The 15,589-nt window shown below is 32.0% G+C and carries 11 protein-coding genes; 5 read left to right on the forward strand and 6 right to left on the reverse strand.

Annotated features, from left to right (window positions below; genetic code table 11):
• Window positions 1-4: 4 nt before the first annotated feature.
• From DAD81_RS01345 to DAD81_RS01370, 6 genes are all read right to left on the reverse strand, one after another.
• Complete coding sequence (locus DAD81_RS01345; RefSeq protein ID WP_111706428.1) at window positions 5-1,462, reverse strand: aldehyde dehydrogenase family protein; 1,458 nt, start codon at window positions 1,460-1,462, stop codon at window positions 5-7.
• A gap of 195 nt (window positions 1,463-1,657) precedes the next feature.
• Entirely contained in the window at window positions 1,658-2,422 is a 765-nt protein-coding gene (locus DAD81_RS01350) for an enoyl-CoA hydratase/isomerase family protein (RefSeq protein ID WP_111706429.1), read from the reverse strand.
• 5 nt (window positions 2,423-2,427) lie between these two features.
• Window positions 2,428-4,914 carry a glycoside hydrolase family 2 protein gene (locus DAD81_RS01355; protein WP_111706430.1) on the reverse strand — a complete coding sequence of 829 codons (2,487 nt, stop codon included), beginning with the start codon at window positions 4,912-4,914 and terminating at the stop codon, window positions 2,428-2,430.
• Window positions 4,915-4,937: 23 nt separating this feature from the next.
• Window positions 4,938-7,064: a beta-galactosidase gene (locus DAD81_RS01360; RefSeq protein ID WP_111706431.1), complete on the reverse strand. Its 2,127-nt coding sequence runs from the start codon at window positions 7,062-7,064 to the stop codon at window positions 4,938-4,940.
• A gap of 2 nt (window positions 7,065-7,066) precedes the next feature.
• Window positions 7,067-8,626, reverse strand: a complete 1,560-nt coding sequence (locus DAD81_RS01365; RefSeq protein WP_111706432.1) for a sugar porter family MFS transporter — start codon at window positions 8,624-8,626, stop codon at window positions 7,067-7,069.
• A gap of 158 nt (window positions 8,627-8,784) precedes the next feature.
• Entirely contained in the window at window positions 8,785-9,555 is a 771-nt protein-coding gene (locus DAD81_RS01370) for an IclR family transcriptional regulator (RefSeq protein WP_111706433.1), read from the reverse strand.
• Window positions 9,556-9,656: 101 nt separating this feature from the next.
• Here DAD81_RS01370 and DAD81_RS01375 point away from each other — a divergent pair, with 101 nt between their 5' ends.
• From DAD81_RS01375 to DAD81_RS01395, 5 genes are all read left to right on the forward strand, one after another.
• Window positions 9,657-10,727, forward strand: a complete 1,071-nt coding sequence (locus DAD81_RS01375) for an L-rhamnose/proton symporter RhaT (protein WP_111706434.1) — start codon at window positions 9,657-9,659, stop codon at window positions 10,725-10,727.
• A gap of 21 nt (window positions 10,728-10,748) precedes the next feature.
• Window positions 10,749-11,900 (forward strand): ABC transporter substrate-binding protein, encoded by a 1,152-nt coding sequence (locus DAD81_RS01380; RefSeq protein WP_111706435.1) that lies wholly within the window; start codon window positions 10,749-10,751, stop codon window positions 11,898-11,900.
• Between the two features lie 160 nt (window positions 11,901-12,060).
• A complete protein-coding gene (locus DAD81_RS01385; RefSeq protein ID WP_111706436.1) occupies window positions 12,061-13,203 on the forward strand; it encodes a CaiB/BaiF CoA transferase family protein in 1,143 nt (380 codons plus the stop codon).
• A 5-nt stretch (window positions 13,204-13,208) separates the two neighbouring features.
• The gene (locus DAD81_RS01390; protein WP_111706437.1) at window positions 13,209-14,354 is read left to right on the forward strand and encodes a CaiB/BaiF CoA transferase family protein; all 1,146 of its coding nucleotides are present in this window, start codon (window positions 13,209-13,211) and stop codon (window positions 14,352-14,354) included.
• Window positions 14,354-15,589: an ABC transporter substrate-binding protein gene (locus tag DAD81_RS01395; protein ID WP_111706438.1), complete on the forward strand. Its 1,236-nt coding sequence runs from the start codon at window positions 14,354-14,356 to the stop codon at window positions 15,587-15,589. The genes DAD81_RS01390 and DAD81_RS01395 overlap by 1 nt, the downstream gene beginning before the upstream one ends.

The following is a 15,589-nucleotide window of genomic DNA, read 5'->3' on the forward strand; positions in this document are numbered from 1 at the left end:
TGGTTTATTCGTAGTTTAAATAAATAGTTCTTTTTTGTAAGTAGTGATCAATACCAAATACACCATCTTCACCTGCATTACCAGATGTTTTATGACCTGAATGATACCCTTGAATATTACCAATAATTTGTTGATTGATGAAAATTGTACCAACTTCTAAGGTATCAATAGCTTTTTGGTGTAATCTATAATCATTTGTATATAAATATGCCGAAAGACCTTCCTCTCTATTATTAGCTAATGCAATAGCCTCATCAAAACCACCTACTTTTACAATAGGCATTACAGGAGCAAATAATTCTTCACTAATAGTTGGATCATCACCTTTTACATTTCCTAAAATAGTAGGAGCATACCAGTTTCCTTTTTCAAAATACTCACCATCAGGTATATCTCCACCTAATAACAATTCTGCACCTTTATTTACATTTTCTTGAACTAATTTATTAACACGGTCTAAACCAAATTTGCTTACGTTAGGTCCCATATGTACACCTTCAGCAAAAGGATCTCCAACTTTAATTTGTTGCGTTCTTTTTACAACTTTTTCTGTAAATTCATCTGCAATTTTTTCATCAACAAATACCATTTCGTTACAAATACAAACTTGTCCACAGTTTGCATATCTTGAAATTACGGCAGCTTCAACAGCTTTATCAATATCTGCATCTTTACATACAATAAAAGGCGCTTTTCCTCCTAATTCTAAAATTAATCCAGTAATGTTATCAGCAGCAGCTCTGTACATTGCTCTACCAGCTCGTGTACTTCCAGTTAGTGAAATTAATTTAGTAATAGGACTTTCAACTAATAGCGATGCAGCTTCTGCATTTTTAGTTGAAACCATATTTATCACTCCTTTTGGCAAGCTAGATTCATCAACTAAACGACAAAATTCTGAAGCTGTTGTAGGCGTTAATTCGTGTGGTTTAATTATCATTGTGTTTCCAGTAGCTAGTGCTGGTCCAACTTTTCTTCCAATTAATGCTAGAGGATAATTAAAAGCACATAAGCCAACAGTTACACCATAAGGCACTTTGTAAATTGAAAGTCTTTTGTTTGCTTGTTCAGCAGGGAATATAGCACCTTGTATTCTACGAGCAGATTCTGCCGAATAGGTCATATATGTAATAGTATCGTCAACTTCTCCCAAAGCTTCAGGATATGTTTTTCCTTGCTCCATAACTAAAAGCTTTGCGAAATGTTCACGTTCTGCTTTTAATTTGTTAGCAATTTCAATAATATGTTGTGCTCTTGTGTTTGCAGGAGTTAATGCCCAACCTATTTGTGCTTTTTCTGAACTTTCTAATGCGTATTGAACATCGTCTTTTGTACAAGCGGTAACCGTAGCATAAACTTCATTGTTAGCTGGATTTTCTACTTCAATAGTTTCTCTTGTTTTATCATCTAGCCATTCTCCGTTTATATAGCAGGAATAGTGTTTTATATTTGTTGAATTCATATTTGGTTATGTTTTTATTATAAAATTAAAGGTTAAACCCTACAATTTTATAACGGTTATTTTGGTTTTATAAACTTAGCCATAAATATTGTCATTCCTGTTTTTAGAGAAATCTATTTTTACTTTCATAGATTCCTGCCTATGCAGGAATGACAATTGTTTTATTTAAAACTATGGAATTTAAATTTATAGTGTTTATTCAAATTTTGGTGTTCGTTTTTCTACAAATGATTGAAATCCTTCTTTAGCATCGAAGGTATCGTAAAGTGTGTCAACCATTTCAGTTTCTAATTTTAAGAAATCTTGGGTGCTTTTTCCAACTCCTAATGCAAAAGTTTTCTTAACTGTTGCCATAGCTATTTTAGGACCTTGGGATAAGTTTTTAACATATGCTAAAGCTTCTTCTTCAGCTGTTTCTTCGTTGTATAATTTATGAGCTAATCCAATTCTAAAGGCTTCTTCAGAATTTATTGGATTACCCGATACAACCATTTCAAAAGCATAAGAATGACCAACAGCGTTTACCAATCTTGGAATACCTCCATTTCCTGGCATTAAACCAAGTTTAACTTCAGGTAATCCAATCAAGAATTTTTTGTTTGAAGCCAAACGAATATCGCAAGCACAAGCCAATTCTAATCCACCACCTAACGTATGGCCGTTTAAAAAAGCAACATAAATTTTTGAGCTTGAACTAATCAATTTGGCAGTTTTATTAGCCATAGCAACCATTTGGTTATTTTGCTCCACAGTATTGCTCGCAAATACTTTAATATCAGCTCCTGCACAGAAAAATTTTGGAATGCCACTTTTTAAAAGTACAACTGAAATGTCCTTGTCGTTTTCAATGGAATTTAAAATTGTTTCAAATTCATTGAAAAAGTGAATGTCGTAACTGTTAGCAGGGGATTTATCTAGTGTGATAATCCCCAATCTATCTATTTTTTCAAATTTAAACATATTTATTATTTTTTATCAAAACCTCTAGCGATTGGCATTTTTTGATCAGCTTCTAAATGACCTTCTTCAGCACCTAATCCTGGGAAATATCTAAAATAATTTGCCCAACCATACTTTTGTTTAATTTCAAATGCTTCTAGTCCAATAGCTCTTAATTCAGCTCTATCTTTCTTTTTATCAGCTACTAATAACATATAATCATTTTTAGACAATGTATTTCCATCAGCATCAACTAACGTCATTTCAGCATAGAATTTATCTCCAATTTTACCTGGTACTTTACAAGAAACATCAACATATTTAGAAGAACTATCACCACCTATTTCTGAAATATTAAACTGTTCTTCTTTAATTACATTCTTGTTATTATCCAAGAATTTAATACTTGCTTTACAGTTAGCGTATGATTTATAATAATCATTTACTACCCATAATTCACCTTTAAATTCTTCTCCTGGTAACCAACGTCTGTCATAATGTTTCATAGTTAATAAAACAGGTTGATAGGCTTTTTTTACATAATCAAAAGATAATTTTTTCTCTTGATAGTAATCTACAATTCCCCATTTCATGTCTGGAGCAAATGTGATATAATGACAAATACAAATAGCACTTGTTCTTGGTTTTCTAGTTCTAAAATGTTCTAAAGCGTATTGAAAAATAGCTCCTTGAGCAACTTGGGTAGCGGTTACAAAACTCTCTAAACTATCGGTGCTTTGATCTCCAACTACTTCAAAATTTAATGTTCTTAAAGCGTCAAAATCTGTCCAGTGATGACCCCAACTTGGTCCTGGAGGCCAAACTTCATCTGCAGGAATAAACTTTTTAATGCTTTCAATATTTGGACAAGAAGAAATTGCTAATTCAGGAATTACAGCGTAATCTAAACTAGGAAAATAATCTTCCATTACAAATTCACCTTCACCATAAAATAAATCATTAGCGTGGAAACTTTCTTTTGGTTTAAAGCCTAAATTCAATCCTACTTCATCACTTAAAGGAGAAGAAGGAATAAAGTGTAGTGGTGTATATGGTTTAATTGCTTCTCCCAATGCATTTACAAACTCTAAGTTATGCTGAGGGTCAGAAGCTGTCATAAATAATTCTTCTGAACCTTCTAACAATACAATTGAAGGATGATTACGTTGAGCTTTAACAGATGAAATTGCTTCTGCAAAAACAGCATCTTTAAATTCTTGATCTTTTGGTAAAGATAAACTAGCCAAAGGCAATACATCTTGCCAAACTGTAATACCAGCTTCATTACATAATTTGTAGAACAATGGAATTTCTTCTGGATGCCAACCGAAAATACGTAAGTTATTAAAGTTAGCTTCTTTTGCCAATCTAATTAATTCTACGTATTTACTAGGATGCGCACGACCCATAAAAATATCTGGAGGTCCACCCCAAGTTCCTGAACGCATAAAATGACGTTTACCATTAATCATAACCGTCCAAGGGTTTTCAACTTCCTCTCTAGTGAAACCAGGATTGTGAGCCATTTTTACTTCACGAATACCAAAAGAAGTTTCCGTAGTATCTAAAATATCCTCATTTTCTTCTGAAATTGTAACTTTCGCTGTGTATAAGTTTTGATCACCTAAATCCCAAGGCCACCATAATTTGGCATCATTAATATCTATGCTTAACTCTACGTTATTGGTTCCAGAAATAACACTAATATCTTTGTTTATTGTGTATGTTTTAGATTCAAAATTTTCACCTTCAATTTCTACTTCAACATTAATATTATGATTAGAATAATTATGGTTTTCAATTTCAATTTCAATATCTAGTTTTGCTGAATTTTCTGAAGTAATAATTGGTTTCACATAAGTATCTTCAATGGTAATGTTTCCCATTGCTTCTAAATAAACTGGTTTCCAAATTCCTGTAGGAGGCAAGGCAACCCAATAATCTCCGTGCCAAGCTGGTTTTCTTCCAGCAACCTGACTGTATCTTCTTGGAGCAGGATGCAATCTAACCATTAATACATTTGTTCCAAAACGTAAACGTTCAAAACGAATGTTTTTTGTAACATTAAATTTAAATTTAGAGAACATTCCTTCGTGTGTTCCTAATAATTCTCCATTTAAATAAACATCACAACCAAAGTCAACACCATCAAATACCAATTGAATACGTTTTCCTTCCATTTCTTTAGGGACATCAAACTGGCGTTTGTACCACCATTCGTTTTCAGGAACCCATTTGGCTTTTAAACTATTTCTTCCAAAATGAGGATCTTCAATTCTTCCTTGTCTCCAAAGATCTGTATAAACATCACCAGGGACTTTAGCAAAACCCCAATTAAATGAATCTCCTGTGATGTCAAAATTTAATTCGTGAAAACCAACTTTAACTCCTTCATCAGGTCTAATACCTTCCATCTGCCAGTTGCTACCTGAAAGATCTAACACAATTTTATCGGTAGAAGTTTCCCCATCACCTTTAAGGTAGTCCTTCTCATCTTGACTAATATTTTTCATTTATAACATTTAATTTTTATTATCTAATTTTTTGTTCTGTATTCGTACATTGAATATGTAGTTTCTTTTACTTTTTTAATTAAATCTTCGTAAGGGTTATCACAAACATCTATAAAGCCAACGTTGTAATTTTCTCCATCAAATCTTCCTGTATTTGGTTCATCTAAATATTGAAACCAATGGGCTCCTACAATATTTGGATGTTTTAAAGCTCCTTGAATGTAATTTTTATACATTTCTCCTCTTTCAGCTTGATTTTTAGCTTTTTTAATTCCTACGTGAAAACTTCCTTTGTCTAAAGATCCAAAATGAAATTCACCAATCATAACAGGTTTGTCAACACCTTTTGGAAGTGAAAAATTTTCAATACTATATTCATATTTATTGAAACTCATAATATCTAAATACTTGCTTGCTGTTGTTAAAACAATATCATTATTTGCCCAAGCAAATCTACAACCCAAGTAATTTTGGTTAGGGGCTACTTTTTTCAATTCTTCATTTATGATACTGAAATAGGTATCTGCTATTTTTTTATAGAAATTAATTAAGTCTTCTTTTGCTTTTTCTTTATTTGGTAGTTCTGTAGAGGTTAATAAAGCATCCCAAGAAGTATGTTTAGTGTTCCAAACCTTGTTTAAGTTTTCAATTTTGTCATATTTAGATTTTAAATCTTTAATGAATTGAATTTTCGCGGGTTGATTTGCAGGACTTTTTAATGTTCCTTCAGCTAATGAGCCTAATAGTCCCCAAGATAATTCGTTGTCAACAAAATATCCAATACACCAAGGATCGTTCGCTCCTTCTTTTTGAGAAATGACAGAATTTTTTACTGCTATTCTAAATTTTGGATCAAATACATCATGAAATTTACCCCAGAAACCTTCTGAACCTTCTATTTTTGGTGTGTTTCTAATCCATATTGAACCTACATAAGCCGTTTTATGTTGTCTTGTTGCTCCAAAATCAGAAACAAAACCAATAGTGTTCATTCCCCAATCTTTAATTCTTAAATGAGCCATTTCTTGGAATTTTCCCAACCAATTCTCACCATATTTTCTATATAAGTTACTTTGATAGAAGTTATAAGATTTATAAGGCAGTTTGTCTTTATAAAAACCGTGTGAAGCGTGCGTCCCTTTTCCGTAAAACTGATTTAAAGGATCATTTTCTTTTGGTAAAAATTTAAAGTAATTTTCTCTATGACTAATTCCAGTAAATACAGAAGTTGAAGCAACACAATTTAAACCTGCAGTCCAAAAAACATAACCTTCAGGATCAACAATCCACCATTTATTATTAACCTTTTCAGTTCTAAAAAAACCAGTAGCTTTTAATTTCGGTCCTTTTTTCCAACCACCAAATTTACTTAAGTCTTTTGGCCCTATATCCTGTGATAGTTTGTCTAATTCTTTTGTTGCTGCTGCTTTTAATTCGGCTTCAGAATGCATTTTACCACTCCAATCTTTATGAATATATTGCCCAAATTCATCTACAAAAGGGAAAAAGTTATCTGGTTTTTTTTCTTCAAGTTTTCCAACAGCTCTAACATTGTCAATAGTAAATTGATTTGGTTGTGTTGCGTAACGAGAGCAAAAAACCATTTCTTGAATTTTATTAATATCAGTTTTTAATGCTCCAGGTATTCCTCGCATTCCAACAATGTTTAGTTGAGGTTTAAAAATCCAAGGAGTCCAAGCTAAGTCAACAGTAATTGTACCTTTTTCACCCGGTTTTAAATCAATATAATCTGAGCAATACCATCTTTTTAACCCGTCTGGGTCATTTCCAACAAATAATTCAACCTGTATAATTTCATCACCGGTATTGGATACATCGGCTTTTATTTGATAAAATCCATTTAAATTCCAAGGTTTGTCTGCATCACTCTTTAATTTTACTCCAGCTTCTCTTAAAGTAAAACTATTATTAACTTGAAGAAATTTATTGTTTTCTTCTTTAATTATTTTGAAAGTCGCATCTTGAGGTTGTAATTGAGATTTATTAAAATTTTCTTCAAAATCAAATAAAACAAACTCCTCAGCTTTTGAATAATTCTCATGTTTTTTTATATTACAACTAATTAGGCTTAAGGTTAGTACAGCAATAAGTGTTGTGCTGAAGGAGAAAAGTAATTTTAAATGTCTCATTTTTATTTGATTAATAATTCTTCTAGTTCTTCCAATGATTTTCCTTTAGTTTCAGGAACTTTAAACCAAATAAATATAAAACCTATAACTGCGAAAATTCCAAAAAGTAGGAATGTCATTGCGTTTCCTAATATAGAAAGTTCCCAAGGGAATAATAATTGAACTAAAAATGCCACTGCAAGATTTATTAACCCTACAAATGAAATGGCAATACCTCTAATTCTATTTGGAAATAATTCTGAAAATAAAACCCACATAACAGGTCCAATAGACATAGCAAAGAAACCTACAAAACCGATAATTCCTATTAGAATAAGTAATGTATTCATTTTTGCAGAAGCTGTTACAAGTGTTGCTTCATGAATTCTAGCACTTTCTGTACCTAAAGTTGTTACAATTGCAGCTTTAAAGTCAAGATCGTTTTCAAAAATTTTGTCTTGAAGCTGAATTATTTGTTCTTTATTTATCTCAGAAGGAAGATTTGCTATTGCATCTTTATTTAAGGTATAGGTTGCATCATTAAATCCGTAACTTAAAAGGAATAAGCAAGCTGCAATACCAGCCATACCTATTATTAAAAGTGGTTTTCTTCCAAATTTGTCTATTGCTAACATTGCTACAACTGTAAATCCTAAATTGGTTACACCAACTAATGCGGCTTGTATAAAAGAAGCGTCGGTACCGATTCCTGTTTGTTCAAAAATCATAGGCGCGTAAAACAGTACTGCGTTTATACCTACAATTTGTTGAAAAACACCAACAACTAAACCAATGATAATAACTTTTCTCATTGAAGGTTTAAAAATATCGGCTAGTTTAGATTTTTCTTTGTTTTTATCATCCGAAATACTTTGTTCAACTTCCTCTATTTGAATTTTTGCCTCTTCTTTAGAAACAATCTTATTCATTACGCTTAACGCTTCTTCTTTTTTGTGATGTACCATAAGCCATCTTGGGCTTCTTGGAACCATATAAAGACCAAAATAATATAGAATAGCAGGTAATGCTTCAAGACCTAACATCCATCTCCAGTTCCATTTTTCAAAACCAAGAGTTTGCGCCCAAGCAGCATCTGAATTTCCCCATTTTAATATTAAATAATTTGTAAAAAAGGCGATTGAAATTCCTAATACTATATTTAATTGGTTAAAAGAAACTAGCTGACCTCTTTTTTTTGGTGGAGCAACTTCAGCAATATACATTGGTGCAATAATTAAAGCAGCACCAACAGCCAAACCACCAATCATTCTAAATATAATAAGCCAAAAGAAAGAACCAGCTAAGGCAGAACCTATGGCTGAAATTGTAAATAATATGGAAGCGTATTTTAGGAGTTTTCTTCTACCGTGTTTATCACTCATTGGACCCGCTATAATCATTCCAAAAGCAGCTGTTAGTGTTATTGAACTTACCGCCCAACCCAATTGAATTTTAGATAAATTAAATTCAGGCTCAATAAATTTTACCACTCCGGAAATAACCGAAGCATCAAATCCTAAAAGGAAACCACCTAGTGCAACTATTATTGCAATTCTAATAACAAAGTTATTTTTTGAAGCCATATTTTTACTTTTATTAAATTTACAGGTAAAAGTATGATTTAAATATGAAACGCCTAAAAAATATACTAGACAAATACTGAACAAATCTATTCTTAACTAGAATTTAACTGATAATAGCTTTTTTTAAGTAATTAAAATAACATTTGATGTTTAGAAGATTATTTACAAATAAATTGATTAATTTCTTGTTGAGCTTTCTTTAATTGATCTAAAATAAAATCTAAATTTTGATGCTCTTGTAGGTTAGAGGAAAAGACCGAAATTGCAAGAACAGCACTTAATTCTGATTCCTTTTCACCTATTGGCATAGCAATATCAGTAACACCACTTGTTAAAGTACTGCTTGAATAAAAGTATCCATTCTTTTTAGCTTTCTCTACAGAATCTAAAAATTCATTTTGTTTTGTCTTATTCCAAGTATTATAATACTTATCTCTGGTAAGTATATCTGTTAATTTTTCTTTTGAAAATGTAGAAAGTAGTACTTTTCCAGAAGTAGTTAAAGAAATAGGAAAATGAGTTCCTTCTTCAATAGATAAGGATACTGCGCTCGGGCTTCTCATTTGACCAATAATAAGTAGTTTGTCATTGTTCATAACACTTAAATGACAAGATTCTTTTATTTTTTCAGATAATGATTGCATTGGATAATATGCAACACGTTTTAATTCATCAAAAGGAGTATGTCTATGTGATAAACTATACATTTTTAATGAAAGTCTGTATTTTCCGGCATTTGCTCCTCTTATTAAATACTTTCTTTCTTCAAGACAAACCAACATTCTGTATATTTCACTAGGTGTTTTATTGATGCCTTGTGCAATTTCAGCTTGAGATAGCGGAATACCTTCTTGCGAAAGTAATTCTAAAATATCAAGCCCTTTGTCAAGCGCTGGTGCATTGTATTTAGTAGGGATATTTTCAGCCATATTTAAACTTTAGATTTACAAATTTAATAAAAGAAATTTGTTTCTTGCGTAATTCATATATAAAATATAGTTTTGCATATGAAATATAAAAAATATTAAATATGGCAAATCCATTATTAGGAACCTTAATTCATGCAATAGGTGGTGTATCTGCATCAACTTGTTATTTACCACTTCAAAAAGTTAAAAAATGGTCTTGGGATACCTATTGGTTATTACAAGCTTCTTTTGCTTGGTTTATTTTTCCATTTATTATAGGTTTTTTAACTGTACCCAACTTAATGGATGTTTTTGCTACAGCAGATACATCAGTTTTAATTAATGCGACCTTACTAGGGTCTATTTATGGTTTTGGAGGTATGTGTTTTGGGTTGGCTATTAGACATATTGGTTATTCGTTAACTTATACAATTTCAATTGGTATTTCAGCAATATTGGGGACAATTGTTCCTTTAATTATGCATGGTGAATTAGTTGAAAAGTATAATGCACCAGGTGGGAAAGTTGTTTTTTTAGGAATGTTTTTTGCACTTATTGGAATTGTAATATGCGGTGTTGCAGGATATAAAAAAGAGAATGATTTAAAAGAAATAAAGATTGAAGGAGCAGAACCGTTAACCTTTAATATGAAAAAGGGATTAACTTTAACATTAATTGCAGGTGTTTTATCTGCTGTTTTTGGAATTTCTTTGGAAGTAGGAGATCCTATATCAGCAATTGCTGAAGCAAATGGTGCAGGGCAATTTCAGGGTAATGCGAAATTAATTTTATCAACAGGTGGAGCTTTTGTAACTAACTTAATATGGTTTACAATTGTAGGTCTTAAAAAAGGAACTTTAAAGCAATTAATTGATGTTAAAGGAATTGGTGTTAGCGCTTATTCATTAAATGTAGGGATGTCAATTTTAACAGGTGCATTATGGTATGGTCAATTTTTCTTTTATGGAATTGGGCATACAAATATGGGCGATTTTGGTTTTGCTAGTTGGGTAATTCACATGTCAATGTTAATTTTCTTTAGTTACATAGTTGGTATCATAATGAAAGAATGGACACAAGTGTCTAAAAAAACAAATACAGTTTTAATTTTAGCATTAATTGTTTTAATAGCCTCTTTTGTGGTTATGGCTTACGGAACAATGCTAGGTGAAGGAAATATTGGAGGTCATTAAAAAATATTGAAAGAAAATAAGATGAGTACAAAAACAATACAATTAAAAGGAATTACTTGGAACCATAGTAGAGGTTTTACTTCAATGGTTGCTACGGCACAACGTTTTTCAGAATTAAATCCTAATATAGAAATTACTTGGGAGAAAAGATCGTTGCAAGCATTTGCAGATGAGCCAATAAATGAATTGGCAAAGAGGTACGATTTATTAATTATTGATCATCCTTGGGCTGGATTTGCAGGAAAAAATAATGTAATTTTACCTTTAGATGAATATCTTCCTAAAGAATTTTTAACAGACCTAGCAGAGAATTCTGTTGGTCGTTCTCACGAAAGTTATTCTTCAAATGGCCATCAATGGGCGTTGGCTGTTGATGCTGCAACTCCAGTAGCTTCAAGTAGACCAGATATTTTGGCAGATAAAGGTTTAAAATTACCTGAAACTTATGACGATTTATTAGCGCTTGCAAAAAAAGGTTTGGTTATTATGCCAGGAATTCCTCAAGACACATTAATGAATTTTTATATGATGTGTTGTAATTTAGGAGAAGAAGTTTGTACTTCAAAAGAACACGTTGTTAGTGAGGAAGTTGGGATAAAAGCATTAAAAATGTTACGTGAATTGGCTGTTGAAATGGATCCTCAAATTTTTGATTGGAATCCAATTAAAATTTATGAAGCGATGACGCAAACAGATAAGTATGCATACTGCCCTTGGGCGTATGGATATACTAATTATAGCCGAAATGGATATGCGCGTAAATTATTGCATTTCCACGATATGGTTAAAATTAACGGAGTAGGAGCTATTTCAACTTTAGGAGGAACTGGTTTAGCGGTTTCAGCTGAAACAAAAGAAATTGATGCTGTAATGAAGTATGTAGAATATGTTGGTTCTGAAGATTGTCAGAAAACCGTGTTTTTTGATAATGGAGGACAACCAGGTCATAGAAAAGCTTGGACAGATGAACATACAAACAGTTTAACTGCAAATTTCTTTAAAAATACACTGCCTGGCTTAGATAGGTCTTTTTTACGTCCTAGATATAACGGACATATGTATTTTCAAGATAGAGCAGGAGCGCCAATTAGAGAATATATGATGAATGGTGGTGATGAAAAAGCATTGCTTTCTCAATTGAACGAAGTATATAAAAAATCATTAGAAATTTAAAAATTAAGATTGAAACCAAATTAAATATATACTGTTCGTCAACCTGAATTTGTTTCAGGTTCTAACACTCAGAGGAAATATTTGATGAGATTCTGAAATAAGTTCAGAATGACGTTTAAAAGTCAATAAAATTAGTTTCATAATAATAAAACAATATAAAATGAGACCATTAGAAGGTGTATTAGTTTTAGAGTTTGCTCAATTTATGGCTGGTCCTTCAGCTGGATTGAAATTAGCAGATTTAGGAGCTAGAGTTATAAAAATTGAAAGACCAGGAAGCGGCGAAGCTGGTAGAGGAATTGCGCTTAAAAATTTATTTTTAGACGGAAGTAGCTTGGTGTTTCATACAGCAAATAGAAATAAAGATTCTTACGCAGCAAATTTAAAAGATCCAGAAGATTTAGAACGTGTTAAAAAATTAATAGCACAAGCTGATGTTATGACTCATAATTTCCGTCCGGGAGTTATGGAGAAAATTGGATTGGATTATAAAACTGTTCAAGAAATTAATCCTAAAATGGTTTATGCAACTGTAACGGGTTATGGAACAGAAGGTCCTTGGTCTAAAAAACCTGGGCAAGATTTATTGGTTCAATCTATGTCTGGTTTTGCAAATTTAAACGGAGATAGAGATGAAGATCCAGTGCCAGTAGGTGCTGCAATTTCTGATATTATTACCGGTACGCATTTAGCACATGGTATTTTATCAAGTTTATTAAGAAGAGAAAAAACAAATAAAGGTGCTTTAATTGAAGTTAGCTTATTGGAGTCAACTTTAGATCTTCAGTTTGAATTTATTACAACCTATTTAAATGATGGTCGCAAAAAACCTGAGCGCGCAAAAAAAGGTTCTGCGAATCCATTTTTAGGGGCGCCTTATGGAGTATATAAAACAAAAGACGGATATTTATCATTAGCAATGGGATCGTTAATTAAGTTAGCTGAGGTGTTAAAATGTGATGCTTTAAAAACATATACAGATCCAGAATCTTGTTTTACGCTACGAGACGAAATTATGGATATTTTAAGGTCTTTTCTTATTGAAAAAAATACAGAAGAATGGTTGGCAATTTTAGAGCCAGCAGGAATTTGGTGTTCTGATGTTTATGACTATAAAGAGTTATTGAATCACGAAGGGTATAAAGTCCTTCAAATGGATCAGAAATTACCATTACTTTCAGGAGAAGAAGTACATACAACGCGCTGCCCTATTAGAATGAATGATGAACGTTTGTTCTCTCAAAAACCAGCACCAAGAGTTGGTCAGCATACGGCAGCTATTATTAAAGAATTTAATCTATAGTAAAAATGAAACCATTAGAAGATATATTAGTTATAGATTTAAGTCAGTTTTTATCAGCGCCTTCCGCTACATTAAGATTGGCAGATTTAGGAGCTAGAGTTATAAAAGTTGAAAGACCAGAAACAGGTGATATTACACGTCAATTATATGTTTCAAATGTAATTTTAAATGGAGAATCCTCTGTTTTTAGAGCAATCAATAGAAATAAAGAAAGTTTTCAAGCAGATTTAAAGAATGATATTGATAAACAACGTGTTTTAAAATTAATTAAAAAAGCGGATGTTTTGGTTCATAATTTCCGTCCGGGAGTTATTGAGCGATTAGGTTTTGATTATGATACAATTAAAAAAATAAATCCAAGTATTGTTTATGGGGATGTTTCAGGATATGGATCAGAAGGTCCTTGGGCTAAAAAACCAGGACAAGATTTATTAGTACAATCACTGTCTGGATTAACTTGGTTAAATGGGATTGAAGGTACTGGTCCAACTCCAGTTGGATTAGCTGTTGTTGATATTTTAACTGGAGCACATTTGGTTCAGGGTATTTTGGCTGGGTTGTTAAAACGCTCTAAAACGGGTGAAGGAAGTAAAGTTTCAGTAAGTATGATGGAGTCTATTGTAGATTTTCAATTTGAATCTATTACAACTTTTTATCACGATGGTGGAGCGCCAACAGTTCGTCCAAAAAATAATAGCGCACACGCTTATTTAGGAGCGCCTTATGGTGTTTACCAAACTCAAAATGGTTATATATCGCTTGCAATGGGTTCTATTCCTGTTTTGGGAGAACTTTTAGGTTGCGAAGCTTTAACTGAATACAAAGAAATTGAATCTTGGTTTACAAAAAGAGATGAGATAAAATCTATTTTGGCAGATCATTTAGCAACAGATACTACTGAAAAATGGTTGTCCATTTTAGAACCTGCCGATATTTGGTGTGCAAGTATTATGGATTGGGACACCTTGTTTGCTCAAGACGGATTTAAAGTGTTGGATATGATTCAAAAGGTAACAATGGGTGATGGTTTTGAATATGAAACTACACGTTGCCCTATTAAAATAGATGGTGAATATTTAACATCAACTTTAGGTTCACCAGCCTTAGGAGAGCATACTGCATCTATTGTAAAAGAATTAATTGAAAATTAATGAGTTCTAATAAATTCAGAATAGCAGTCCGTAAGTTTGATGCATTTGAAAGTGCAATTGATAAAATATGGAAGTTATTTTGTGAAAAAACTGGATGTACTCTAGAATTGGAAGCAGTTCCTTTGGATTTACATCCATTATACGATACCATTTTAAAAGAAGATGGGTTAAAAAATGGAACTTGGGATGTTTCTTTAATAAATACAGATTGGATTACTGAAGCTTATGCTTCAAATTCGGTAGAAAATTTATCGTCATATATTGCTAAAGAAGCGCCACAAGATTTTCCAAATGGATGGTCAAAATCTTTATTGTACAAACAAGAATTTGAAGAAAAAACAGTTGGATTACCATTTCACGATGGGCCAGAATGTTTGATTTATAGAAAAGATTTATTTGAAGCTACTTTAGAAAAAGAAAACTTCAAAAAGCAATTTGGGAAAGAATTGGAAATTCCTAAAACATGGGATGATTTAATGCAGGTTGCTGAATTCTTTAATAGACCCGAACAAGATTTATACGGAACTACATTTGCTGCATTTCCTGATGGTCATAATACGGTATTTGATTTCTGTTTACAATTATGGACACGTAACGGTGAGTTATTTGATGAAAACAAAAAAATAAAATTAAATTCTGAAGCTGCTGTGGAAGGAATGGAATTCTACAGAAAAGCATTAAAAAATACCAATGCAATTCATCCAGATTCAAGAGATTTTGATTCAGTAAAATCGGGGTTAGCTTTTGCAAATGGAAATTTAGCTATGATGGTAAACTGGTTTGGTTTTGCATCAATGTGTGAATTTTTAGAAGATTCAAAAGTAAAAGGAAAAGTAGATATTGCAAATGTACCTGCAGGCCCAACAGGAGAAGGAACTTCATTAAATGCCTATTGGATGTACGTAATAGGTACTGGAAGCGAACATAAAAAGTTGGCATACGAATTTATTAAATTTGCTGTAAGTGAAGAAAATGATAAGTTACTAACATTAGAAGGGGCAATTGGTTGCAGAAAATCTACTTGGCATGATTCAGATGTTAATAGAGAGGTACCTTATTATCATAAATTAGAAGAATTACATAAAAAAACACGATCACTTCCTAGAAAAAGTAATTGGTCTGAAATAGCTGATGTTATTGATCAATTGGTTTTAGAAGTTATAAATACTTCCAAAGACATTAAAACTATTTTAGATGAAGCACAGCTAGAAATAAATCGTATAGAAAATATTTAA

Source organism: Lutibacter citreus (assembly GCF_003260195.1).
Classification (GTDB): Bacteria; Bacteroidota; Bacteroidia; order Flavobacteriales; family Flavobacteriaceae; genus Lutibacter; species Lutibacter citreus.

Coding starts and splice junctions, on each gene's coding strand:
- DAD81_RS01350 (WP_111706429.1), bottom strand. CDS start 2,422: ATGTTTAAATTTGAAAAAATAGATAGATTGGGGATTATCACACTAGAT.
- DAD81_RS01395 (WP_111706438.1), top strand. CDS start 14,354: ATGAGTTCTAATAAATTCAGAATAGCAGTCCGTAAGTTTGATGCATTT.
- DAD81_RS01355 (WP_111706430.1), bottom strand. CDS start 4,914: ATGAAAAATATTAGTCAAGATGAGAAGGACTACCTTAAAGGTGATGGG.
- DAD81_RS01390 (WP_111706437.1), top strand. CDS start 13,209: ATGAAACCATTAGAAGATATATTAGTTATAGATTTAAGTCAGTTTTTA.
- DAD81_RS01370 (WP_111706433.1), bottom strand. CDS start 9,555: ATGGCTGAAAATATCCCTACTAAATACAATGCACCAGCGCTTGACAAA.
- DAD81_RS01385 (WP_111706436.1), top strand. CDS start 12,061: ATGAGACCATTAGAAGGTGTATTAGTTTTAGAGTTTGCTCAATTTATG.
- DAD81_RS01380 (WP_111706435.1), top strand. CDS start 10,749: ATGAGTACAAAAACAATACAATTAAAAGGAATTACTTGGAACCATAGT.
- DAD81_RS01345 (WP_111706428.1), bottom strand. CDS start 1,462: ATGAATTCAACAAATATAAAACACTATTCCTGCTATATAAACGGAGAA.
- DAD81_RS01375 (WP_111706434.1), top strand. CDS start 9,657: ATGGCAAATCCATTATTAGGAACCTTAATTCATGCAATAGGTGGTGTA.
- DAD81_RS01360 (WP_111706431.1), bottom strand. CDS start 7,064: ATGAGACATTTAAAATTACTTTTCTCCTTCAGCACAACACTTATTGCT.
- DAD81_RS01365 (WP_111706432.1), bottom strand. CDS start 8,626: ATGGCTTCAAAAAATAACTTTGTTATTAGAATTGCAATAATAGTTGCA.